The organism is Hyphobacterium sp. SN044 (assembly GCF_021864465.1).
Lineage (GTDB): Bacteria > Pseudomonadota > Alphaproteobacteria > Caulobacterales > Maricaulaceae > Hyphobacterium.
Genome location: NZ_JAKKUV010000009.1, coordinates 46,630 through 67,791, shown reverse-complemented (window position 1 = coordinate 67,791; position 21,162 = coordinate 46,630). Strand labels below are relative to the sequence as shown.

Annotated in this window: 20 protein-coding genes; 7 read left to right on the top strand and 13 right to left on the bottom strand. The window is 65.9% G+C overall.

Going from position 1 to position 21,162, the window contains the following annotated elements; translation table 11 throughout:
- Positions 1 to 48: 48 nt before the first annotated feature.
- Positions 49 to 207 carry a hypothetical protein gene (locus L5876_RS12125; RefSeq protein WP_236956620.1) on the top strand — a complete coding sequence of 53 codons (159 nt, stop codon included), beginning with the start codon at positions 49 to 51 and terminating at the stop codon, positions 205 to 207.
- A gap of 164 nt (positions 208 to 371) precedes the next feature.
- Here L5876_RS12125 and hisS read toward each other — a convergent pair whose 3' ends face one another.
- Positions 372 to 1,850, bottom strand: a complete 1,479-nt coding sequence (gene hisS / locus L5876_RS12120) for a histidine--tRNA ligase (RefSeq protein ID WP_236956619.1) — start codon at positions 1,848 to 1,850, stop codon at positions 372 to 374.
- Between the two features lie 16 nt (positions 1,851 to 1,866).
- On the bottom strand, positions 1,867 to 3,474 hold the full coding sequence (pgi, locus tag L5876_RS12115) for a glucose-6-phosphate isomerase (RefSeq protein WP_236956618.1): 1,608 nt from the start codon (positions 3,472 to 3,474) through the stop codon (positions 1,867 to 1,869).
- A gap of 68 nt (positions 3,475 to 3,542) precedes the next feature.
- On the opposite strand from pgi, the gene L5876_RS12110 reads away from it, so the two are divergent.
- Complete coding sequence (locus tag L5876_RS12110) at positions 3,543 to 4,019, top strand: hypothetical protein (protein WP_236956617.1); 477 nt, start codon at positions 3,543 to 3,545, stop codon at positions 4,017 to 4,019.
- Here L5876_RS12110 and L5876_RS12105 read toward each other — a convergent pair.
- The 3 genes from L5876_RS12105 to L5876_RS12095 form a co-directional block, all read right to left on the bottom strand.
- Positions 4,016 to 6,097 carry a protein-disulfide reductase DsbD gene (locus L5876_RS12105; protein WP_236956616.1) on the bottom strand — a complete coding sequence of 694 codons (2,082 nt, stop codon included), beginning with the start codon at positions 6,095 to 6,097 and terminating at the stop codon, positions 4,016 to 4,018. The genes L5876_RS12110 and L5876_RS12105 overlap by 4 nt on opposite strands.
- A 156-nt stretch (positions 6,098 to 6,253) precedes the next feature.
- Complete coding sequence (locus L5876_RS12100; RefSeq protein ID WP_236956615.1) at positions 6,254 to 7,042, bottom strand: SapC family protein; 789 nt, start codon at positions 7,040 to 7,042, stop codon at positions 6,254 to 6,256.
- 158 nt (positions 7,043 to 7,200) lie between these two features.
- Positions 7,201 to 7,833: an OmpW family protein gene (locus L5876_RS12095; RefSeq protein WP_236956614.1), complete on the bottom strand. Its 633-nt coding sequence runs from the start codon at positions 7,831 to 7,833 to the stop codon at positions 7,201 to 7,203.
- A 181-nt stretch (positions 7,834 to 8,014) separates the two neighbouring features.
- Between L5876_RS12095 and L5876_RS12090 the strand changes: the two genes are divergently transcribed.
- The gene (locus L5876_RS12090; protein WP_236956666.1) at positions 8,015 to 8,452 is read left to right on the top strand and encodes a transcriptional repressor; all 438 of its coding nucleotides are present in this window, start codon (positions 8,015 to 8,017) and stop codon (positions 8,450 to 8,452) included.
- Positions 8,453 to 8,608: 156 nt separating this feature from the next.
- On the top strand, positions 8,609 to 9,523 hold the full coding sequence (locus L5876_RS12085) for a thioesterase family protein (RefSeq protein WP_236956613.1): 915 nt from the start codon (positions 8,609 to 8,611) through the stop codon (positions 9,521 to 9,523).
- Here the strand turns inward: L5876_RS12085 and L5876_RS12080 are convergent.
- Positions 9,520 to 10,419 carry a lipopolysaccharide assembly protein LapB gene (locus tag L5876_RS12080; RefSeq protein WP_236956612.1) on the bottom strand — a complete coding sequence of 300 codons (900 nt, stop codon included), beginning with the start codon at positions 10,417 to 10,419 and terminating at the stop codon, positions 9,520 to 9,522. The two genes, L5876_RS12085 and L5876_RS12080, sit on opposite strands and share 4 nt — an antisense overlap.
- Positions 10,420 to 10,466: 47 nt before the next feature.
- Entirely contained in the window at positions 10,467 to 11,309 is an 843-nt protein-coding gene (locus L5876_RS12075) for a hypothetical protein (protein WP_236956611.1), read from the bottom strand.
- A gap of 49 nt (positions 11,310 to 11,358) precedes the next feature.
- Between L5876_RS12075 and L5876_RS12070 the strand changes: the two genes are divergently transcribed.
- Both L5876_RS12070 and L5876_RS12065 read left to right on the top strand, forming a co-directional pair.
- Entirely contained in the window at positions 11,359 to 12,027 is a 669-nt protein-coding gene (locus tag L5876_RS12070; protein WP_236956610.1) for a DUF1131 family protein, read from the top strand.
- A 78-nt stretch (positions 12,028 to 12,105) separates the two neighbouring features.
- Positions 12,106 to 13,308, top strand: coding sequence for an NAD(P)/FAD-dependent oxidoreductase (locus L5876_RS12065; RefSeq protein ID WP_236956609.1), 1,203 nt, complete (start codon positions 12,106 to 12,108; stop codon positions 13,306 to 13,308).
- Here L5876_RS12065 and L5876_RS12060 read toward each other — a convergent pair.
- The 3 genes from L5876_RS12060 to L5876_RS12050 all read right to left on the bottom strand — a co-directional run bounded on the left by L5876_RS12060 (position 13,305) and on the right by L5876_RS12050 (position 16,315).
- On the bottom strand, positions 13,305 to 14,195 hold the full coding sequence (locus L5876_RS12060) for a LysR family transcriptional regulator (protein WP_236956608.1): 891 nt from the start codon (positions 14,193 to 14,195) through the stop codon (positions 13,305 to 13,307). The genes L5876_RS12065 and L5876_RS12060 overlap by 4 nt on opposite strands.
- Positions 14,196 to 14,297: 102 nt before the next feature.
- Positions 14,298 to 14,759: a hypothetical protein gene (locus tag L5876_RS12055; RefSeq protein WP_236956607.1), complete on the bottom strand. Its 462-nt coding sequence runs from the start codon at positions 14,757 to 14,759 to the stop codon at positions 14,298 to 14,300.
- A 56-nt stretch (positions 14,760 to 14,815) separates the two neighbouring features.
- On the bottom strand, positions 14,816 to 16,315 hold the full coding sequence (locus L5876_RS12050; RefSeq protein WP_236956606.1) for an amidohydrolase family protein: 1,500 nt from the start codon (positions 16,313 to 16,315) through the stop codon (positions 14,816 to 14,818).
- A 156-nt stretch (positions 16,316 to 16,471) separates the two neighbouring features.
- On the opposite strand from L5876_RS12050, the gene L5876_RS12045 reads away from it, so the two are divergent.
- Complete coding sequence (locus tag L5876_RS12045; RefSeq protein WP_236956605.1) at positions 16,472 to 17,083, top strand: hypothetical protein; 612 nt, start codon at positions 16,472 to 16,474, stop codon at positions 17,081 to 17,083.
- Between the two features lie 161 nt (positions 17,084 to 17,244).
- Here L5876_RS12045 and L5876_RS12040 read toward each other — a convergent pair whose 3' ends face one another.
- From L5876_RS12040 to L5876_RS12030, 3 genes are read right to left on the bottom strand one after another with little or no spacing between them, the layout of a single operon-like run.
- Positions 17,245 to 19,440: a 3-hydroxyacyl-CoA dehydrogenase NAD-binding domain-containing protein gene (locus L5876_RS12040; protein ID WP_236956604.1), complete on the bottom strand. Its 2,196-nt coding sequence runs from the start codon at positions 19,438 to 19,440 to the stop codon at positions 17,245 to 17,247.
- A 23-nt stretch (positions 19,441 to 19,463) separates the two neighbouring features.
- Positions 19,464 to 20,672: an acetyl-CoA C-acetyltransferase gene (locus L5876_RS12035; protein ID WP_236956603.1), complete on the bottom strand. Its 1,209-nt coding sequence runs from the start codon at positions 20,670 to 20,672 to the stop codon at positions 19,464 to 19,466.
- On the bottom strand, positions 20,669 to 21,097 hold the full coding sequence (locus L5876_RS12030) for an endonuclease domain-containing protein (RefSeq protein WP_236956602.1): 429 nt from the start codon (positions 21,095 to 21,097) through the stop codon (positions 20,669 to 20,671). Before L5876_RS12030 ends, L5876_RS12035 begins: the two co-directional genes overlap by 4 nt.
- Positions 21,098 to 21,162: the final 65 nt, after the last annotated feature.

Below are 21,162 nucleotides of genomic sequence, written 5' to 3'. Positions count from 1 at the left end.
AATACAACTGCCGGGGGGCATCCGCGCTTCAATCAAGAGGGATACCCAATGCGCATCAAATCTTTCGTGACCATGCTGATTCTGGCCACCGCCGCGCTCGCGACGACGGCCTGTGCATCCACCAGCAACATGTCGGACGACAACGACGCCCCGCGCGCCGAACGCACCGAACGCGAACAACCGCGCGTTCCGAGCGGCTTCTACTGATCCGATTGCGGAAAAAAAGCGGGCCGGCGAAACGCCGGCCCGTTAAATCGGTTGGTCGATTGAGGCGTCTCCTCCCCGAAACGCCGAAGGACTGAACGGTCAGGTCCTGTCCTGCAGTTAATGAAGCAGGCGAAAGGGGGGACGTCAAGCGCCCAAATCCCGCCTCAACCGTTAGCGCCCTTGATCCGTCCAAGGATCGCCTTCACCAGATCGCCGCGCGCCACGGTTTCCTGCGCCGGCTGCTCCTCGCGCCAGGTCCTGTTGTCCTCGATCTCGGCGGCGAGTTTCGCGCCCAGCTTCAGATCCTTGATCGTCGCCTGACCGTTCTGGCGTTCGTCCTCGCCGATGATCACGGCGATGTCCGCGCCGCGCCGGTCGGCATATTTCAGCTGCTTGCCCATATTTCCGCCGCCGAGGAAAGCCTCGGCCCGCACGCCTGCACCGCGCAGTTCAGCGGCCAGCGCCAGATAGTCCGCTGCGCGGTCCTTCTCGAGATTGAGCACGATGACGAGCGGTTCCGCGCCCTCAGCCACGCCGCGTTCGAGCGCCGCCAGAGCCGCCGCGAATCGGCTGACCCCGAAGGAAAAGCCGGTCGCAGGCACCAGCTGACCCGTGAAGCGCGCGACGAGATCGTCATACCGCCCGCCCCCGCCGACCGAACCGAATTGCATCGGCTGGCCGTCAGCATAGGTGGCAGTCGCCAGAAGCTCGGCCTCGAACACCGGGCCGGTGTAATAGCCCAGGCCGCGCACGATGGACGGATCGAACACCGCACGGTCCTCTCCGACCATAAGCGCGGTCAGGACCGCATCGATTTCGGTCAGCGCGGCCAGACCCGCCTCACCCGTTTCGGACGCGGAGACCAGCGGCGCCAGGCGCGCGATGACCTCGCCGCGCGTGCCTCCAGTCGAATCGAGGAAGGCGAGCACTTTTTCGATGCTGGCATCCGGCAGTTTCGCACCCTCGGTGAAGTCCCCGGACTCGTCCTTGCGGCCAGCGCCGAGCAGCGCGGCGACGCCGTCGCGGCCGAGCCGGTCGAGCTTGTCGGCCGCCCGCAGCACTTTCATGCGAAGACCCGGATCGCTGGCACCGATGCCTTCCAGCACGCCGTCGAGAATGCGCCGGTCATTCACCCGCACGACGTATTCGCCGTCCTTCAGGCCGGCCGCGCGCATCACTTCGCTGGCGAGCGCGATCATCTCCGCATCGGCGGCGGGTCCGGCGGCACCGACCGTATCGGCGTCACACTGGACGAATTGACGGAAACGGCCCGGGCCGGGCTTCTCGTTGCGCCAGACATCGCCGTACTGGTAGCGGCGGAAGGGTTTGGCGAGGTCCTGGAAATTCTCCGCCGCGAAGCGGGCCAGCGGCGCGGTCAGGTCATAGCGCAGCGCCATCCATTGCCCGTCGTCATCCTCGAGCGCGAACACGCCCTCATTCGGACGTTCCTCGTCGGGCAGGAATTTGCCGAGCGCGTCGGCATATTCGAAGGCCGGGGTTTGCAGCGGCTCGAAGCCCCAGGCGTCATAGACCTTCACCGCCGCCTCGATCAGCCGGAATTCGGCGCGCAGCACGCTTGCCGGCTTGTCCTCGAAGCCGCGCGGCCGTCTTGCCTTGGGCTTGAACGCCTTCTTGCCGCTCATCGTCTCGCTCCGGATGTCAATTCTTGCCGCCAAGGCGCGCGATCAGCTGCGCCGTGGAGGGGTCATGTACGCCGATCTCGCCGGTTTCAAGTTCGCGTTCCAGCGCACTGGCGAGCGTCTTGCCGAGCTCGACGCCGTACTGGTCGAACGCATTGATGCCGAAGAGCACGCTCTGGACGAAGACGGTGTGCTCGTAGAGCGCCAGCAGCGCCCCGACGCAGCCCGGATCCAGCCGGTCGAGCATCACGAAACTCGTCGGCCGCCCGCCGGGCATGACAAGGTGCGGGGCGAGGCGCCCGGCCTCCTCGGCATCCGTTCCACGTGCGATCAGTTCCGCCCTGGCCGTCTCCAGATCCCGTCCCGTCAGCAACGCTTCGGCCTGACCCAGCGCATTGGCCAGCATCATGCGGTGGCGGACCGGATCGCCATGCCCGTCGCGCACCGCAATGATGTCGGTCGGCACGACCGTCGTGCCCTGATGTAGAAGCTGGAAGAAGGCGTGCTGACCATTGGGGCCTTCCGCGCCCCAGATCACCGCGCCGGTCTCGCCGCGCATGTCGTCGCCCTTCAGGCCGACCCGCTTGCCCAGCGATTCCATCGACAATTGCTGCAGCCAGGCCGGGACAAGGGCAAGACGGGTGGCATAGGGCACCACGCCCTGGCTCTGCCCGCCGGCAATCACCCGGTTCCACCACGCGCAGACCGCCATCAGCACGGGCATGTTCTGTCCGAGCGATGCCGACATGAAATGCGCGTCCATCGCCGCTGCGCCGCGCAACAATGCGCGGAAGGCGGTCTCGCCGAGAACCGCCATTGCCGTCAGAGAAACGGCCGACCACAGCGAATAGCGCCCGCCGACCCAGTCCCACATCTCGAACACGCGGTCCGCGGGCACGCCGAAGGCGTCGGCCTTTTCCGGGGAAGCACTCGCAGCCGCGAGATGCGCGGACACGTCTTTTGTTCCGAGGCCCGCTTCAAGCCAGGCCCTTGCCGCCTCGGCATTGGCCTTCGTTTCGGCCGTGCCCATCGACTTCGACACGATGAAGACCAGCGTCTCTTCCGGATCGAACGCCTGAACGCACCGGTCAAAAGCGTCCGGGTCCGGACTGGCCAGGAAACGCGCCCGCACGGGGGCATCGGCCTGACCCAGCGCCTTCACGATCAGGCGCGGCCCGAGGTCCGACCCGCCAATCCCGATATGCAGGATGTTGCGCAGCGGCTTGTCCGTTGCGCCCTTGAGGCAGCCGGCGCGCATCGCCTCGGTAAAGGCCAGCGCACGGGACAGCTCGGCGTGTGCCGCCTTTTGCCCCGCACTGTCCTTGCCGCCGCCGCGCAGCGCCATGTGCGAGGCGGCCCGTTTTTCGGTGACATTGACCGGATGGCCGGCGGCGAGATTGGCGATTGCCTCGTCGACGCCGGCCTCGTCAGCCAGACGGATCAGCGCCTCGAACCCCTCGCCGGGGATGTTCTGTTTCGAGAAGTCGGCGAACAGGCCCGCCGCCGCCACGCTCCAGCGCCCGGCGCGACCGTCCTCGGATCGCAGGAAATTGCGCGCATCGCGTCCGGACACCGCCGACCGGATCGACTTCAACGCCGCAACGGCTTGTTCAGCTCCGTCTGTCATCCTCGTCCCTCACCCGCGCCATCAAGGCCCGTTACTTGCGTGCCTATCGCGTCGGAAAAGGAAAGACCATGTTCAGACCGCTCATCATAGCGCTTTTCGCCGTTTCGGCCGCGCCGGCCTTTGCCGGTCCGGGCGCCGATCTGGGCACCGAAGCGGCTGAACTGCGCGATGAGGCCCAGGCCCGCGCTGACGCTCTGGCTGCATCGCCCGCAGCGCCCGCCGAAGCCGTGGACGAAAGCTTCGTCGTGCGCGTCGAGGAGTTCTCGGCCGCCGCCGCCATGCTGTCGCGCCGCATAGAGGACGCGAACGGCCCGCAGGATCTGCGCTGCATCTTTCGGGGGATGTCCGCCGATGCCGGCGCACGCCTCGACGATTTCGCCGAAGCCGAGACGCAGGCCGATACGGCGCGCGTCTATCTGGAATATGTCTACCTGTTCAATCAAGCTGCCGAGATCGCGCCGGAGGCCGACGCCGAACTTCCCCGCATCGAGCCCGATCCGGGCTTTGCCTGCCCGGCCAGCCGCGACCCGCTCGGCGAGGGTTAGCCCGCCGCGCTTTCCAGCGCCTCGATGATCATGTCCGGGGAAATCACAGGCGGCAGCACGATCGGTTCCCCGCCATCGGCCGGATAGACGACATAGAGCGGCACCCCGGCTGCGCCGTGGCTGCGGATTTCCCGCGCAATCGTGTCGTCGTGATTGGTCCAGTCCGCGACCAGTTCCACGACGCCGGTGCGTTCGAACGCTTCGCGCACCGCGCCGCTGTTCAGCGTGACCTGTTTGTTGACCTGACAGCTGACGCACCAAGCCGCCGTGAACTCCACGAAGATCGGCCGGCCTTCCGCGCGGAGTTCGGCGACGCGCGCCGGTGACCAGGCCTCGGCGCGTTGTTCGATCGACGGCGCATCGGCCTGCGACACCGCCACCAGCGATCCGGCCAGCGCCAGTGCGCCGATCACTGCCGCGACCTTGCCCAGCACGCCTGACGACTTCAGCGCCCACAGGATGAAGCCGAGGCTCAGCGCCGCGATCAGCACGAAGAGCACGCCGGCGGAACCCGCCTGGAAGGACAACACCCAGACCAGCCACACCGCCGCGCCCATCATCGGGAAGGCGAGGAATTGCTTGAACCGGACCATCCACGCGCCCGGCTTCGGCAGGAAGCGCAGCAGCGACGGGAAGAAGCTGAGGATGAGATAGGGCAGTGCGAGCCCGAGCCCCATGGCCGCAGAAACGGCAACGATGAAATAGCCCGGCTGTGCCAGCGCCAGTCCGAGCGCTCCGGCGGCGAACGGTCCGATACAGGGCGCGGCGACGACCACGGCAAGCAGGCCGGTCATGAAGGCCCCGGCATCACCCTCCGCGCTTGCCCACTTGCCGCCCAGTCCCATGAGGCTGGTGCCGACCTCGAACACGCCGAGCAGGTTGAGCCCGATCGCCAGCATGACGAGGGCGAGGATGGCGACGATCAGCGGCGATTGCAGCTGGAAGCCCCAGCCGACCGTGCCGCCGGCCGCTTTCACGAAGGCCAGCACCAGTGCCAGTCCGACAAAGGCCGACAACACGCCCGCGAGGAAGATCAGGCCGTGGCGGCGCAACTCCGCCTCATGGCCGTGCGCACGCTGCACAAAGCCGAGCGCCTTGATCGACAGCACCGGGAAGACGCAGGGCATCAGATTGAGGATCAGCCCGCCAAGCAGCGCCAGCACCAGTGCCCAGGCCAGACCGCCGACCGACACCGGCGCGGCGGCAGATGCCACGACGCCCTCGACCTCGAACAGCTGGCCGCTCCGGGGATCGATCTCCACCGCCCGGTGCACCCAGCGCCCGTCGACGCGGGTCTCGAACGCGATAATGCCTTCGCCGCTTTCATTGCCGGTCCCCCGCCCGGACCCCGCTGTACGGATGGCCAGCCCGCCGGCTTCGGCCGTGACCGTCTGCTCGGACGCGTGGTCGAGCACCATGGGCGAATAGGGAAAATAGCCGGCATTGCGGATTTCCGCCGGATCGAGCCCGGTGACGGTGACGATAACCTCGTCGCCAGCGCGCTCGATTGCGGCCTCGACTGTCTCGTCGACCTGAGGGGCCTGTTCCAGCGCACGCGAGATCAGACCCGCGCCGCGACGGTCCGGGACCGCCTCCTCGCCGACCTCCAGAAACGCGGAAACCTGCGCGCATTCCGGGACGCAGATGTCTTCACAGACCAGCCAGCGCGCCTCTCCGCTGATCGGAAGCGGCCCGGGCCGCGCATTGTCGGAAACCGTCAGCTCGACCGGCAGGACGACGTCCCACGCATAGCCGTAATTGGCGAGCGGCCCGAAGGGGAAGACTTCCGGGGCCGGCCAGGTGAACGCGCCGGCCGAGACGCTGTCCGGCAAGTCCCAGACGATCTGCGTGGCTTCGCCGCTATCGCCCGGATTGCGCCAATAGGTGTGCCAGCCCTCCGGCATGACGAGACGCAGGCCGGCGGTGAAGGTCTGGCCCGGCATCACCGTCTCGTGGTCCGCGATGAGCGTGGCCTCGACCATCGGATCGGCCGGGCACGGCATTTGCGCCTCGGCCCGCCCTGTAAGAGCCAGCAGGAACGTCGCGGCAAGTCCGGCGATCTGGGGTAGGCGTGTCATCACTCGGGCATCCGTCCGGTGTCGTGTCTGGCGATGACATATAGCGCGGCCGCGCAATTGTCGAAGGGCGTTGCCGCAGAGGTGATCATGCGTGTCCGGAAACGAAAAACGCCGGCCCCGAAGGACCGGCGTTCGTCAGACAGATATTGTCTGAAATCAGTTGGCCGGTTTGGCCGCCTGGGCCTGGCCCACCGCGCGGAAATAGCGGTTGAGGATCCGTTCCCAGCGCGACAGCGACAGCATGTGCGCATAGATCGGTCCCAGCAGTCCGTCCTTCTTCGCGGCGAGGAAGACGTCGTCCGGCAGGGCCAGCAGCTTTTCCTCGGACACGCCGTAATAGTCGGCGACCTTGATCGTCTTCGAACGGTCGTTCGGATCCGCGACCTTCACTTCCTTCTTCTCGAACAGGTCGAGTTCGGTCAGGCGCGCGACGAAACGTTCGGTCACGCGCGAATCCGATTCAAACGCGCTGACGAAATCGATGGCTTCCTGCGTGACGCTGGTCGGCTCGCCATTCTCGTCAAAGAAGGGGAATTCCGGCTTGTCGGAAATCACGGCGGCGGCGCGATCGAAGCAGAAGGTCGCCGGCTGGTCCGGACCATTGGACGCCGACACGAAGGGGTAGCGGCGGATGAAGGCCGGAACCATGAATTCGTTGTCGAACTGGCCATCGTCCGTGATGAACAGGTTCTGGCCCTTCTGCAGGCCCATCACGATCGCCGGCATCTTGCGGTCGCCGATGAAGATGATCGGATAATAGGCGCTGGCCAGTCCGAACTCGCCGACAACCGTCGGAACGAAGTGCGTTTCCCGCACGAATTCATACGGCTTTTCGATCGACTTCAGGCCGAGCGAACGGTGATCGTTCTTGTTGAGCGGCACCGGATCCTTGTAGAGCGGCACATTGCCGGTCAGGCGCGGGCCGTTCGCAGGTGCGTCAGTCATGGTCTTTACCCCCGAAAATCAAGTCGGGGCTTGATAACCCATGACCCGACACACGACAACGCGGGCCTGCACCCGCTCTGACGCGAACTGTACATCGAAAAAATTCGGCGCCCCGGAGGAGGGTCCAGGGCGCCGAGGCGAGCCGCTCGCAGGGGATATCAGAAGCGGCGGCCGAAACCGATGCCGAACACCCAGGGATCGATATCCACATCCGCCTGGATGGTGCCGTTGATGGTCACGTCGGTGTTGATGTCGATCTTCTTCACGTCGACGTTGAAGAACCACACGTCGTTGATGTCGAAGTCGATGCCGGCCTGAGCGGCCAGACCGAAGCTGTTGTCGTAGTTGATCGACGTCGCGATACCGCCGGTCGGCAGGTCTTCATTGAAGAAGTGCGTGAAATTCACGCCCGCGCCGACATAGGGACGCACCCGGCCATTGGCGTTGAAGTGATATTGCAGCGTCAGCGTCGGCGGCAGCAGCGTGACCGAACCGAGATCGACATTGCCGGCCGCGGTGTTCACCGCCATCACGTCATGCGGCGTGACGCCGAGGATCAGCTCCACCGACCAGGTCGGCGTGAAATAATAGCTGATATCGAGCTCCGGCACGATGCCGCTGTCGATGTCCACATCGCCGCCGATCGGCGTGATGGTCGCCCCCTCGTCCGGGCTGACATTCAGGACGCGAAGCCGGAATTGCCAGTCGCCGGCCTCGGCGCCCTGAGCGTGCGCCCCCGCGCCGAACAGGGTGAAAGCTGCAACCGCGGTGAGAAGAAGTGTCTTTTTCATTGGATCTCTCCATGTCCCCAGAAAAGATGTGGACTTTATGGACCCGGTCGCCGCTCCTGTCCCTGCGCGTTTCGCCGCGCGTCAGCCTGCCGCACCCGTTGGGCACGTTGAGGCCACACGCGATATCGGGGATGGCTGCAAAGCTCGCCTGCCGGAAGAATTGGGATTACACTTGCCGACGATGATGACCGCCGATTCCATCGAGAAAACGCTCGACCACGCCGAGGCACTCTGCCGGAAGCGGGGCGAACAGCTGACGCCGACGCGCCGGCGCGTCCTCGGGCTGCTGCTGCAGGCCGATGGCCCCATCAAGGCCTACGACCTGCTCGAGCAGATCCGTCCCGACGGCAAGGCCAAGCCGCCAACCGTCTATCGCGCGCTCGACTTCCTGATGGCGGCCGGCCTCGTTCACAAGGTTGAAGCGCTGAACGCCTTCATCCCTTGTGTCGAGCATGACCATGTCGGTCATGGCTGCAGCGCCGAACTCTACATTTGCGGCGATTGCGGCAATGTCGAGGAACGCCACGGCATGCCGCGTCCGGACAATGCGCCCGAAGGGTTCAAGATCGACCGTTCGGTCGTCGAATATTACGGCCTGTGCGAGCGCTGCACTCACTGAACCGCGAGAACTGATTGAACTCCGGGATGACGGCGTCTGATCGAAGAACGCTATTCCGAATGGCGCGATCTTTACGATGATCTCAACAATATTCTTTGATTTTCTGGGTCCCTGCCTTCGCAGGGGCCCCGGTGGAATGGATTCGCGAGACGACTGATGCACGAACTCTGGCGCGGCAATGCGAACGCCTGGGAATGCGACGAGATGGGTCACCTCAATGTGAAGGCCTATCTGGGCAAGGGCATGCAGGCGATTGCGCGCCTGACCGAGCAATCGGGCCTGGTGCGCGCCTTCTCCCCCGGAGCCACGGCGACCATTCGCCCGGTCGAATGGCATGTCCGCTTTCTGGGTGAAGCCCGCCCGGGTGCGCCGCTCTACATCGAAGGCGGCTACTCCAGAGTTGGCGCCAGCGACGCCGACATCGCGCTCAGCATGCGCCATTCCGGTGACGGCCGGCTCGCCGCCACGCTGACAGCGCGGGTCGAGCATGTCGTGCCTGACACGGGACGCGTGTTCGATTGGCCGTCGCGTTTCCGCGGCGAGGCCGCAAGGCTTGAGGTCGAGCCCGCACCCGAGAGCACGCCGCGCGGATTGCCGCCGGCCGACTGGAATGAGCTGGTCTCGCTGAAGCGCGCCGAGGCCCTGCGCCTATTCCCCATCGGACTGGGACGGATCGGCATCGAGGACTCCGATGTCTTTGGTGCGATGCGGCCGGAATTCCTGATCGGCAAGGTTTCGGACTCGGTGGCAAACTTCGTGCAGGCCTTCCCCGACCGGCGCATGTCCGAAGGCGGCGACCCGAAGGGCGGCGCGCTTCTGGAATGCCGCATCCGCGTGCGCCGTTATCCGCGCACCGGCGACGGCTACATGGTCCGCTCGGCACTGTCGGGCGGCACCGACAAGGTCCGCCAGCTGGTTCACTGGGTGCTCGATCCGCTGACCGGCAGGCCGTGGTGGACGGTCGAGGGCATTGCCGCGACGCTGAATCTGCGAACGCGCCGCATCGAAGCGGCGACACCGGCGGAACTGGAAGACATCGCGAAAGCGGTACGCGGCGGCCTGAAAGGCTAGTCGGCGAGCGCCCGCATGCGCGCCATGGCCGCGGCAGCTTCGCCATCGGTCCGCGCCGCCTGCGCGGCCATTTCGTAAAGCGCGCGCGCGGCATCCCGGTCCCCGCGCTCGCTCTGTATTTCGGCCAGCATGAGGAGCGCGCTGAACCGTTCCGGGTCCATCGCCGTAACGCGCTCCAGCAGCGCCGCCGCCTCATCGGCATTGCCGTTCGAACGCGCGCACTCAGCCTGGACAATCATCGCGTCGAGATCCCAGGGATCATCGACAATTCGCGCATCGGCCTCGGCGCAGGCATCGCCAGCCACCGCCGCGGGCGGAGTGGTGCCGTTTGCATCTTCGGGCGTCAGTTCGGCGGGACCAGCAGGTATGTCGGCCGCGACGGCAGCCTCGGCCTCATGGTCGGTGTCTGGCGTCACGGCATCACCGTCGAGCCCGGCCCCGCCATGTGGAGCGCCGGTTGACGGCTCGTCCGCCGCGGCTGGTTCCCCGGCAGCAGCCGGTGTCGTCAGATGCGACGCGGGCAGTCCATCACCGGATGCGGAAACACCGCTCAGGCGCACGATGACCCGGTCGCCCTCGACCCGGACGCGGGCTTCGGTCCACGCCACCGCGAGATCGAAATCCGCGCGTGTCTGGCCGTCAAAGTCCGAGAATTGGATGGCACGAAGAACATCGCCTTCGGCGGCTTCGATCGCGGGCGGCACAATGCCCGGCGCAGTGAAGGCGACTGCCAGACCGCCCTGTTCCGCGAGCAATTCGCCATGCGAGGGTGCCTCGTCGAACACGAGCTGGATCCACGCCGTGTCGCCGTCGCGAGACAGGACAACATCGCGCAGATCGGCCGAAACTGGCGCGGACAGGGCAAAAACGAGAGCAAGAGCGAAGACGCAGCGCATGGCATCCCGCCTGCGCTGCGCCGGTTAAAACCCGATTAAGCGAACGGTCAGCCGACCGCCCCGCCGGGCCCGATACACGTGTCGTAGCCGAACGCCCCGATCAGCCGGCCGTCGGCGTAGCGCACGGCCTCGTAGGCGTAACAGCCCTGCCCGTTCGGCGGCAGGTCGCTGCGCACGAAGATCGGATCACCCTCGCCCAGTAACACGTCGGCCGGGTCGAGCGTCCGCACGGCATTCACCGTGCCGTCGGAGCGCGTCGTGCATTCCCAGCGACGGCCATCCCTGTCGGCTATGCGGACGCCCGTGCCGCCGCCGCTCGGCTGCGCCATCGTGATGTGATCGACATCCGCGACTTCCCGCGAACAGGAATCGATCGCGGAGAGATAGCCCATCAGGCCGCGCGACCAGCGCTCGGTCTCGGCGTTTTCCGACGCGCACCCTTCCATCGCCGATGCCCCGACCTCGATGCTGGCATAGTGGGTCGGCTGCGCCCCCGCCGTGCTGCAGGGGCCCGCCTGCAGCGCCACATGCACCGGTACGCCGGCATTGGTCTCGCCGGAAAAGCTGCGCATGCCATTGCCAAGATAGGGCATGTCGATGCTGAGTTCCGCGGCCGTCGGTGCGCCGTCCGGCCCGTAAAGCGTCAGCACGATGACGGGTTCACCGCCCTCATCGATGAAGCGCATCTCGCCGGACCAGCCATTTTCACCCGCCAGGTCGTAGCCGAAGCGCGAGGACGTGATCCGCGGCGCTTCATCGCGCGACGGCGCATAGTCGAACGCCGCGGTTGCGGGGGCCGGCATCGCTGCGCGATCCCCGGTGGAGGAGCCGGTGGTGGCACAAGCCGTCACGGTCAACCCCGCGACAATCGCCGCAATTGCGTGTTTCATGGATATCCCCCCTGAATGCTATGAAGTCCCTGCCGAGAAGGATATTGCCATGAAGCGACGCTACTTGCACCTGATCATCCCGGCCGCTGCCCTGCTGGCGACAGGATGTTCCGATCCCGCCACACCCGAAGCCGAGGACGATCTCGGCCCGCTGACCGGAATGCCGGACGGGACCAGGGAAACCGAAACGCCCGGCGACATCCCCGCCAACGACCCCGAACCCGACCAGACCCAGGCCTGGGAAATCACCGTCCGCGAATTCGGCCCCTTCGATCCCGCGACGCCTTACACACCCGAAGCGATCGGCGCAGCCCTTCCCGGATACGAGCTTGTCGAAAGCGAGCTTGAAACCGAGGGCTCGCCCTATCCGGTGACGATGGCCATGCCGCGCGGCGCGAGCGAACCGGTCATCGTCGTCGCGGGCATTCCGGGTGCCGACCTGATCTTCGCCGTCGCGGTGCGCGAACCCGGCAAGATCGCCAATGCGGCCGGCCGGATCGGTCAGACCTATGGCGAGGCCCGGTTCGAGGGCATGACATGCTGGCCGGGCGCGGAAGAGCGCTCGGGCGATGTCGTCTGCCTCGATCCGCGCAATTCGGCGGTTGGCTACTGGCTGAGCCCGGAAGGGTATGAGGGTCCGGACGGCGAGCTTCCGCCGGCTGACGTGCTCGCTGATGCGGTCATCTACGAGATCCGCTGGACCCCGCCCGCGGAATAGTTCTCCCGGACTTGCCCACTGCCTGCGAACGCGGTTCTCCGCAGTCTTTCCACGGGGTTTTCCACAAGGGATGTACCAGTGAGGATCGCGATCGCGGGATGCGGCATTGCCGGGCTGGCCACGGCTGCGGGACTCGCCCGGGCCGGGCATGACGTCACTGTCTACGAACGCTTCGCCGAAGCCCGCCCGCTTGGCGCGGGTCTGCTGCTGCAGCCCTCGGGCCTGAACGCCTTGCGGCAGTTGGGGCTTGAGCCGGAAGCGCTGGAGGCCGGGGCCCGGATCGAGCGGCTCCATGGCCGCACCCCGCCCGGCCGCCGCGTGATGGATCTGCGTTATGCGGAGGCGAAAGCCGGGGAGTATGGCGTCGGCATTCACCGCGCCAGCCTGTTCGGCGTGCTGCACACCGCCGCGATCAAGGCCGGGGTCCGGATCGAGACCGGCGCGGAGATCAACGGGATCACCGGCGCGGAACACCCGGGCTTCCGGCTTGCAGACGGGAGCGAGACACCGCCCGCAGACCTCGCCGTGATCGCCGACGGCGCGCATTCGGCGCTGCGCCGGGCGGTCTGCCCGACCGCGCGAGACAAACTCTATCCGTGGGGCGCGGTCTGGGCTGTCCTGGAAGACCCGAACGGCCGCTGGACGAAGGCCGCCGAGCTCGCGCAGGTCTATCATCGCTGCGAGGTCATGATCGGCATCCTTCCGGTGGGCCGCGACCCGCTACACGCCGACAGGCCCGCCTCGGTCAGCCTGTTCTGGTCGCTTCGTCCCGGAGAAGAGCCGGACTGGCGCAGCGAAGGCCTCACACCCTTCCGCGAGCGGCTCGAGACCTATTGGCCGGAAAGCGCCGAACTGCTTGCGGGCGTGACAGGCCTGTCGGCCTTTTCGCTGGCGACCTACCGGGATGTGCGCTGTTCGCGCTGGCACAGGGGCAATGTCGTTCTGGTCGGCGATGCCGCGCACGGTACCAGCCCGCAACTGGGCCAGGGGGCCAATCTGGCGCTTGGCGACGCGGTCGCGCTGACCGAAGCCCTCGGCCCGGGCCGCGTGTCCCATGCCGTGCTGAGCCGGTTTGAAACCAAACGTCGACCGACGACGCGATTCTATAACTGGGCGAGCTGGGCGCTGACCCCGCTATTCCAGAGCCGCTCGGGCTTTCTCGCCTTCTGGCGGGATTTGCTCTTCGGGCCGCTTTCGCGCCTGCCCCTCGTGCGCAACATCATGGCCGCGACCCTGACCGGGCGCGGGGCCATGCCGCCCTGGGGCGGCCACCGGTTCTAGACGGTGTCTCCGAACGACGCCGCCAGGTGATCGACGAAGAGGCGCACGCGCCGGGCGAGATAGCGGCTGGACGGATAGACCGCCCAGAGATCGCGGTGATCGGGCTCCCAGTCGGGCAGGATGCGCACCACGCGCCCCTGTTCCATCGCCTCGCGCGCGGCCCATAAGGGCGAGCAGGCAATCCCGACACCCTGGGCGGCAGCCTCCACTGCGGCGGTCGCACCGTTGAGCGTCAGCCGCCCCTTGATGCGGACCTCGGTCGTCTTGCCGTCACGCGTGAAATTCCATTGCTGCGGGGCCGGCTTGTTGCGGTCGATGATACAGTCATGCCGCGCCAGGTCTTCCGGCGTTTCCGGCGCACCGGCGGATTTGAGATAGGCGGGCGAAGCAACGATCGTCATGCAGGCGGCAGCGAGCCGCTTGGCGATCAGGGTTGAATCCGCAAGCTGGCCGATCCGCACGGCGACATCGAAGCCTTCGTCGACCAGGTCGACCATGCGGTCGCTGAGCGACATCCGCACTTCCACTCCCGGCCATTTCGCCATGAAGTCCGACACCGGCTTCATCAGCCGCCGCGCGCCGAAATCCACGGGGGCGGAGACGCGCAAGAGCCCGACAGGCGCGGAATTGTCTTCGGCCAGTCCGCTTTCCAGCGCCTCGTACTCCGCCAGCCAGGGCCGCACGCGTTCGAGCAGGGCCGACCCCGCATCGGTCAGGCGCACGGACCGCGTCGTGCGTTCCAGCAGGCGCGCCTGCATCCGGGTTTCGAGCGCCGTGATCTGTTTCGAGGCCGCACCCGGCGTCATGCCTTCGCGCTCGGCCGCTTTCGTGAAACTGCCAAGCTCGGCCACGGCCGCGAACAGGCGGAGGGAATCGATGCGATCCATTTGTGTCATCCCGGAAACGATACGGCGCGATGACGCTGATTAGCCGGGATGCATTCGCATGTCATGCAAAAGCGAAAGCCCGCCGGGACGGCGGGCTTCAACTCATTTCTCTTTCTCATTGTCCTCGGGGTTTTCGAGGTTGGACGGCTCGGCTGTACCCGGCGACCAGGCCGGCGGGTCCGAGGCCGGGAAGGTCTCTTCCAGCGCCTCGTCGACATCGCCGCGGTCCTGCTTCGGGTCTTTCGGCTTGTCTTCGGGCGTATTGTTGTTCGCAGCGCGTTCGAGCGCCGCTTCGGTTTCGCTTTCGGTCTGGACGCCGTTCAGTTCGGCACCCTCACCCGCCGCGGCACCGCGATCGCGTCCGGCGCGCTCCGCGGCGTCTGCGGGAACGGTCTCGTCGAAACGCTCGCCCTGACGCCCGGAAATGCTTTCATCGACGGGCGCGTATCCCTTGCCCGCCTCGGGGCGGCGCTGGTCGGTCAGGCCGCCATGCTTGTCCTCATCGAAAATTTCCGACTCGTCGGGATTCGGGGCGGCATCGGGGCCATCAAATCGGTCAGCCATGACACTCCTCCTTTGTGACTCAAGGAGAAAACGCCCGGCCCGGCATGCCTGTTCCGTCAACTGTCGTGAATGAAGCCGTAGACAGCGTTCGACGGTTCGGCCCCGGCGGCGCGGTATTCCGCCTTGTGCGCGCTCATCCGGTCATTGGCATAGTGCGCGACCGTGCGCTCTGCTTCGGAGAAACCGTAGAGGTCGGCGGAATTCGTGCCGAAGATCTTCGTCTTCAGCGGCCCGTCGCCGGCGCCGAGTGCGGGCAGGGCGAACCGCTCCTGCAAATCCTCCGGCACCTCGATCCGGCGGAAGGCCTCGATCTGCCATTGCGGCGAGCCCCACCACACCGCATCGGAGCCCCACACGACCCGGTCTTCGCCCAGACCCTTGACGAGAATGGACATCAGCGCTGCGGCAAGGCGCGGCTGGGTGATCGCGCCCTGACCGAAACTGGTGCCGACATCGGCATAGACATTGTTGACGCCGTAGCGCGCCGGGATGTCGGCGAGGTCGCTCGCCCATTCCATCCGCCCCGTCTCCTCGAAGTTCGCGACGAATCCGGGGTCGAACATCACCACGGGCCGCAGTGCCGCGTGGTAGATGATGAAGTTCAGCTGCGGCCAGTCCTGTGCCGCCTTGCCGACATCGGTCACCGCCGCGTGCTCCCACAGATCGGGCATACGCGTGGCGTAGTCGGCGGGCATCAGCCCCTTGTGGATGCACACATTCCTGATCCCGGCGCGAACCATCTTCTCATAGGCCGGATAGACCAGCTCTTCGTCGTCCAGCCGCCAGGGGTATTGCGAGGCCGGGGTCAGCGGATCGCCGATCGTATAGCCCTTCCAGCTGGCGGGGCGATGCACCTCGATCGCCTCGTCGAGTTCGTCCATCCAGCCCGGCGTGCCCGGGTGGAAGGCGGCATGGCCGAGCAGCCGGCGCGACCCCGCCGCTGCATTCAGCCGCGCCGTGTCGCGGGCGATGTGGGCGTTGGTCAGAAACTCGCGGGCCGGGTCGTCGGAGGTCGCAGTGGAGATGATCCCGACCGTCGTGTCGCTGTCGAAATAGACCTCCTTCACGAAGTTATCGAACTTCACGTCGGAGAAATCCGGGTCGCGCTGCGGCACGCCCTCGGCCTGCATCATCCGCGCCGCATTCCGGAAGCCGAGAATGCCCGGCCAAGCGTAATCGTCATGGACGAAATGAAGGTGACCGTCGAACACGAACTGGCCCGCATAGCGCGCGGCCATGTCGGCCCCGGCCTCGGCGTCCTGCATTTCCGCATCGGCGACCGAATAGAGCGGACCGAAGACCGCGTTGAGCGCGCCGAACGCCGCCGCCATCCCCATCGAGGTCCTGAGGAAGGCCCGCCGGTCCATGCCATGCTTCGGGGCAAGCTGACCGGCAATATCCCACAGCGCGGCCTCGACCCGCTTCTGGTCCTCGGTCTGCGGCGGCGGCGTGTATTCCCCGTTCGAGACGATCCGTGTCGGGATCGGCAGGCCCCAATCCCCCTCGCGCGTCAGCCGCGCCTTCGCCTTCCTGTCCGCCTTGATCCAGTCCGTCATCGGCAACCTCCCCGTGGCTTGGCGGGAAGGCTAACCGGAGGCGATAAATTCAGCGCATGAATTCCACGTGAGATTCAAGACTGCTCGATACCACGGCAACGCGGTCGAAAATCCATGCCATGATGCCGGAGCCGGTTCGGCGGAGGAGGCATCACCATGGCCCGCGACATCAATGACCTGATCGCCCATATCCGGGCGCTCGAGGAAGAACTGGAAACCGAGCTGATCGCGCGGCGGCGCGAGCTTGGCTACCGCTTCACCGAAGGCCGCGCCCGCTTCACCGAGGCCGTGAAGGAACGGCAACGGGCCATGAAAATCTCCGTCGGGCGCTTTCTGGCGCAGTCGGGCTTTCTCGAAATCCTGACCTCGCCCTTCATCTACGCCGTCCTCGTACCGATCGCCCTGCTCGACGCCGTCGCCAGCCTGTTTCAGGCGATCTGCTTCCGGGTCTACGGGTTGCGGCAGGTGAAACGGCGCGACTATCTCGTCTTCGACCGCCACCGGCTGGCCTATCTGAACTGGATGCAGAAGCTGAACTGCCTCTACTGCTCCTATGCCAACGGTGTGCTCGCCTATGTCCAGGAAATCGCCTCGCGCACCGAGCAATACTGGTGCCCCATCAAGCACGCCGAGCGCATCAAGGGTACGCACAAGCGCTATCCCGCCTTCCTCGAATACGGCGATACCGAGAATTATCCCGACAGCCTTCGAAAGCAGCGCACAAGGCTGCGCGATGAGGAAGAGGCGAGCGAAACACCACCGCAATGAAAAGGCCCGCCCTTCGAGACGCCGCCGTGCGGCTCCTCAGGGCAGGCCTTCTTTCCACATTGACGGTTCCCGGACGGCGAAGCCGATCCGGGATCCAGTCCGGACCCCGGTCTTCGCGACGCAAAACCGGGGACCGTCGAAGGTTTAACGGCTCGCGGCCCTTACGCCGCCGCCTTGTCCTTGCCGAAACGGCCGTAGAAGCTTTCGCCCTTCCGGGCCATTTCGCGCATCAGGTCCGGCACCTTGAACGGGTCGCCATACTTGGCGGCCAGCTCGTCGGCGCGGGTCACGAAATTCGCCACGCCGACCGTGTCGATGAAGGACAGGACGCCGCCGGTATAGGGCGCGAAGCCCCAGCCCAGGATCGAGCCGACATCGGCCTCACGCGGGTCTTCCACGATGCCTTCAGCCATGGTCCGCGCCGCCTCGATCGCCTGGGCGTAGAGAATGCGGTCCTTGATCAGCTGCAGCGAGGGCTGGTCCTCCATCGGCAGGACGCCGTTGACGGCGAACTGGCCGAGTTCCTGCCAGAGATGCTTGCCACTGTCGGTGTAGACGTAGAAGCCCTTGCCGTTCTTGCGGCCATAGCGCTGGGCTTCATACATGCCGGTGATGATCGGCTCGGTCGGTCCCGGATTGTAGTCCGGCCCCAGGTCGCGCTTGGTCTGCTGCAGCACCTTGTAGCCGAGATCGATGGCGACCTCGTCCTGCAGCGAGAGCGGACCAACCGGCATGCCGGCGGCCTTGGCACCATTCTCGATCAGCGCCGGCAGATAGCCTTCCGACAGCATCGCCATGCCCTGCTCGATATAGCGCATGACGCAGCGATTGGCGTAGAATCCGCGCGTATCGGCGACGACGATCGGGGTTTTCTTGATCTTCGCGACATAGTCGATGCACAGCGAGACCGCGCGGTCGCCGGTCTTCTCGCCGACGATCAGTTCGACCAGCATCATCTTCTCGACCGGCGAGAAGAAGTGCACGCCGATGAAATTCTCCGGCCGCGACGACGCCTTGGCGAGCGAGGTGATCGGAATGGTCGAGGTGTTCGAGCCGAAGATCGCATCGGCCGGCATGTGTTCCTCGGCCATCTTCGTGATCTTGTGCTTCAGCTCGCTGTCCTCGAACACCGCCTCGATGACGAGATCGACATCCTTCAGCAGGGAATAGTCGGTCGTCGGAGTGATGAGGTCGGCCAGCTTCTGCGCCTTCTCGGCGGTCAGCTTGCCGCGCTTCACGCCCTTCTCGAAGAAGTCCGTCGCGTGCTTCTTGCCCTTGTCGGCACCTTCCTGGCTGACATCGATCAGGACGACCTCGATCCCGGCCTGCGCCGAGACCGTGGTGATGCCTGCGCCCATGAAGCCGGCACCGATCACGGCAATGCGCTTGACCTCTTCCTTCTCCTGACCGGCGGGGCGGCGGCCGCCCTTTTCCAGCGCCTGCTTCGACAGGAAGAGCGAGCGGATCATGTTGCGGCTTTCCGGCCGCATCAGCAGCTTGGTGAAATACCGGCTCTCGATCCGGAGCCCCGCATCGATCGGCACCTGCAGGCCTTCATAAACGCAGGACAGGATGTAGCGTTGGGCTGGGTAATTGCCCCAGGTCTCCTTGCGCAGCATCGGATTGGCCGCGCCGAACACCTGCATGCCTTGCGGCGTGTAGACCGCGCCTCCGGGGATCTTGAACTTGTCGCCGTCCCAGGGCTGCTTCGACTGAAGCGGGTTTTCCTTCACCAGCTCCTTCGCCTTGGCGACGATCTGGTCCATCGGCACGACGGCCTGGACGAGGCCCTGCTGCAGCGCCGTGGCACCGTCGAACTGCTTGCCCTGCAGCATGATGGGCGCGGCGTTCATGACACCGACGAGGCGCGGCAGACGCTGCGTGCCGCCGCCGCCCGGCAGGACGCCGACGAGCGCTTCGGGCAAACCCAGCTTCACCTTCGGGTGGTCGGCCATGACGCGGTAGTGGCAGGCCAGCGTCACTTCGAAGCCGCCGCCCAGCGCAATGCCGTTGATCGCCGCGGCGATGGGCTTGCCGCAGGTTTCCAGCTGGCGCAGCGTCGCGTTGAGCGCGAATGCCATGTCGAACAGCTTCTGCTTGGCCTCGTCCTCGGAGAGGTTCTTCAGGTCGGCCATGCCGCCGCCGAGTTCCGACAGGTCCGCCCCGGCGCAGAAGCTGCCCTGCTTGCCCGAAGTGATGACCGCGCCCTTGATGGCGTCGTCGCTGGCGATCTTCCTGGTGAATTCCTGCACCTCGGCGATCACCTCGCCGGACAGGACATTCATCGACCGGCCCGGGCTGTCGAAGGTGACCAGCGCGATGCCGTCTGAATCGATGTCGATCTTGAAATGTTTCATTGTTTTGATCCTTCCGTCCGGTCCTAGACGCGCTCGATGATGGTGGCCGTGCCCATGCCGCCGCCGACGCAGAGCGTGGCGAGGCCGGTGCCCTTGCCGGTGCGTTCCAGCTCGTCGAGCAGCGTGCCGAGGATCATCGCGCCGGTCGCGCCCAGCGGGTGACCCATCGCGATGGCACCGCCATTGACGTTGGTCTTGTCGTGGGAAATGCCCATGTCGTCCATGAAGCGCAGGACGACCGAGGCAAAGGCCTCGTTCATCTCGTAGAGGTCGATGTCCTCAGCGCTCATACCGGCCTTCTTCAGCGCCTTCTTCGCGGACGGGGCCGGACCGGTCAGCATGATGGTCGGCTCCGACCCGATCGAGGCCATGGCCCGGATGCGGGCGCGGGGCTTGAGGCCCAGCCTCTCGCCGATCTCCTTGTTGCCGACGAGGATGGCGGCTGCGCCATCGACGATGCCCGAGGAATTACCGGCGTGGTGGACGAAGTTGATCTTCTCGACATGCGGGTATTTCTGGATCGCGACCGCGTCGAAACCGACAAAGGCCGACAGATCCTTGAACGCCGGATTGAGCGAGGCCAGCGACTGCATGTCGGTGTCCGGACGCATCAGCTCGTCATGATCGAGCTGGGTCAGACCGAGCTGGTTCTTCACCGGCACGACCGACTTCTTGAATCGGCCTTCCTGCCACGCCTTCGCGGCGCGCTTCTGGCTTTCCACGGCATAGGCGTCGACATCGTCGCGCGAATACCCGCCCAGCGTGGCGATCAGGTCTGCCCCGACGCCTTGCGGCACGAAATAGTGGTCGAAGGCCATTTCCGGGTCGGCCACCATCGCGCCGCCGTCAGAGCCCATCGGCACGCGGCTCATCGCCTCGACGCCGCCGCCGATTGCCATTTCCGCTTCACCGGACATCACCTTCGCGGCGGCCATGTTGGTCGCTTCGAGGCCCGAGGCGCAGAAGCGGTTGATCTGCACGCCCGCCGTCGATTCCGCGTAGCCCGCATTGATCACCGCTGCGCGGGCGATATCCGAGCCCTGCTCGCCGACCGGCGAGACGCAGCCGAGGATCACGTCATCGACGTGGGCCGTGTCCAGATTGTTGCGCTCACGGATCGCCTGGAGCTGCTGGGTGGCCAGCTGCAACGCGGTGATCTCGTGCAGCGAGCCGTTCTTCTTGCCCTTGCCGCGCGGCGTGCGCGTGGCGTCGTAGATATAGGCTTCAGTCATGGGTGACTCCTGGTGGAAGATTCGGAGAGCATTTTCCTCCCCCGTTCACGGGGGAGGTGGCCCGAAGGGCCGGAGGGGGGAAGGGCTGCGCCGATGGCGTCCATCACCCCGTCGAGATTGTCGTAGATGTCGTTGTTCCAGACGCGCAGAATCCGCCAACCGCGTGATTCCAGAAACGCAGTTCGCTTCTCGTCTCTTGTCAGTTCGCGATCGCTGCCATGCGTCGCGCCATCGACCTCAATAACCAGCTTCGCTTTCGCGCAGGCAAAGTCGGCGATGAAGTGTCCGACCGGATGTTGGCGTCTAAAGTGCCAACCTTTCAGCTGGCGCTTCTGAAGTTGCGCCCAGAGGATCGCTTCAGCGTTGGTCAGTTCGCTGCGCATCTGCCGTGCGAACTCGCGGCTTCGGGTTTCTTGCTCGCGCATCTACTCCCCCCCTCGCCGCTTCGCGGCACTCCCCCCGCAAGCGGGGGGAGAAAACGAGCCCGCAA

Coding starts and splice junctions, on each gene's coding strand:
- L5876_RS12125 (WP_236956620.1), top strand. CDS start 49: ATGCGCATCAAATCTTTCGTGACCATGCTGATTCTGGCCACCGCCGCG.
- hisS (WP_236956619.1), bottom strand. CDS start 1,850: ATGAGCGGCAAGAAGGCGTTCAAGCCCAAGGCAAGACGGCCGCGCGGC.
- pgi (WP_236956618.1), bottom strand. CDS start 3,474: ATGACAGACGGAGCTGAACAAGCCGTTGCGGCGTTGAAGTCGATCCGG.
- L5876_RS12110 (WP_236956617.1), top strand. CDS start 3,543: ATGTTCAGACCGCTCATCATAGCGCTTTTCGCCGTTTCGGCCGCGCCG.
- L5876_RS12105 (WP_236956616.1), bottom strand. CDS start 6,097: ATGACACGCCTACCCCAGATCGCCGGACTTGCCGCGACGTTCCTGCTG.
- L5876_RS12100 (WP_236956615.1), bottom strand. CDS start 7,042: ATGACTGACGCACCTGCGAACGGCCCGCGCCTGACCGGCAATGTGCCG.
- L5876_RS12095 (WP_236956614.1), bottom strand. CDS start 7,833: ATGAAAAAGACACTTCTTCTCACCGCGGTTGCAGCTTTCACCCTGTTC.
- L5876_RS12090 (WP_236956666.1), top strand. CDS start 8,015: ATGATGACCGCCGATTCCATCGAGAAAACGCTCGACCACGCCGAGGCA.
- L5876_RS12085 (WP_236956613.1), top strand. CDS start 8,609: ATGCACGAACTCTGGCGCGGCAATGCGAACGCCTGGGAATGCGACGAG.
- L5876_RS12080 (WP_236956612.1), bottom strand. CDS start 10,419: ATGCGCTGCGTCTTCGCTCTTGCTCTCGTTTTTGCCCTGTCCGCGCCA.
- L5876_RS12075 (WP_236956611.1), bottom strand. CDS start 11,309: ATGAAACACGCAATTGCGGCGATTGTCGCGGGGTTGACCGTGACGGCT.
- L5876_RS12070 (WP_236956610.1), top strand. CDS start 11,359: ATGAAGCGACGCTACTTGCACCTGATCATCCCGGCCGCTGCCCTGCTG.
- L5876_RS12060 (WP_236956608.1), bottom strand. CDS start 14,195: ATGGATCGCATCGATTCCCTCCGCCTGTTCGCGGCCGTGGCCGAGCTT.
- L5876_RS12055 (WP_236956607.1), bottom strand. CDS start 14,759: ATGGCTGACCGATTTGATGGCCCCGATGCCGCCCCGAATCCCGACGAG.
- L5876_RS12050 (WP_236956606.1), bottom strand. CDS start 16,315: ATGACGGACTGGATCAAGGCGGACAGGAAGGCGAAGGCGCGGCTGACG.
- L5876_RS12045 (WP_236956605.1), top strand. CDS start 16,472: ATGGCCCGCGACATCAATGACCTGATCGCCCATATCCGGGCGCTCGAG.
- L5876_RS12040 (WP_236956604.1), bottom strand. CDS start 19,440: ATGAAACATTTCAAGATCGACATCGATTCAGACGGCATCGCGCTGGTC.
- L5876_RS12035 (WP_236956603.1), bottom strand. CDS start 20,672: ATGACTGAAGCCTATATCTACGACGCCACGCGCACGCCGCGCGGCAAG.
- L5876_RS12030 (WP_236956602.1), bottom strand. CDS start 21,097: ATGCGCGAGCAAGAAACCCGAAGCCGCGAGTTCGCACGGCAGATGCGC.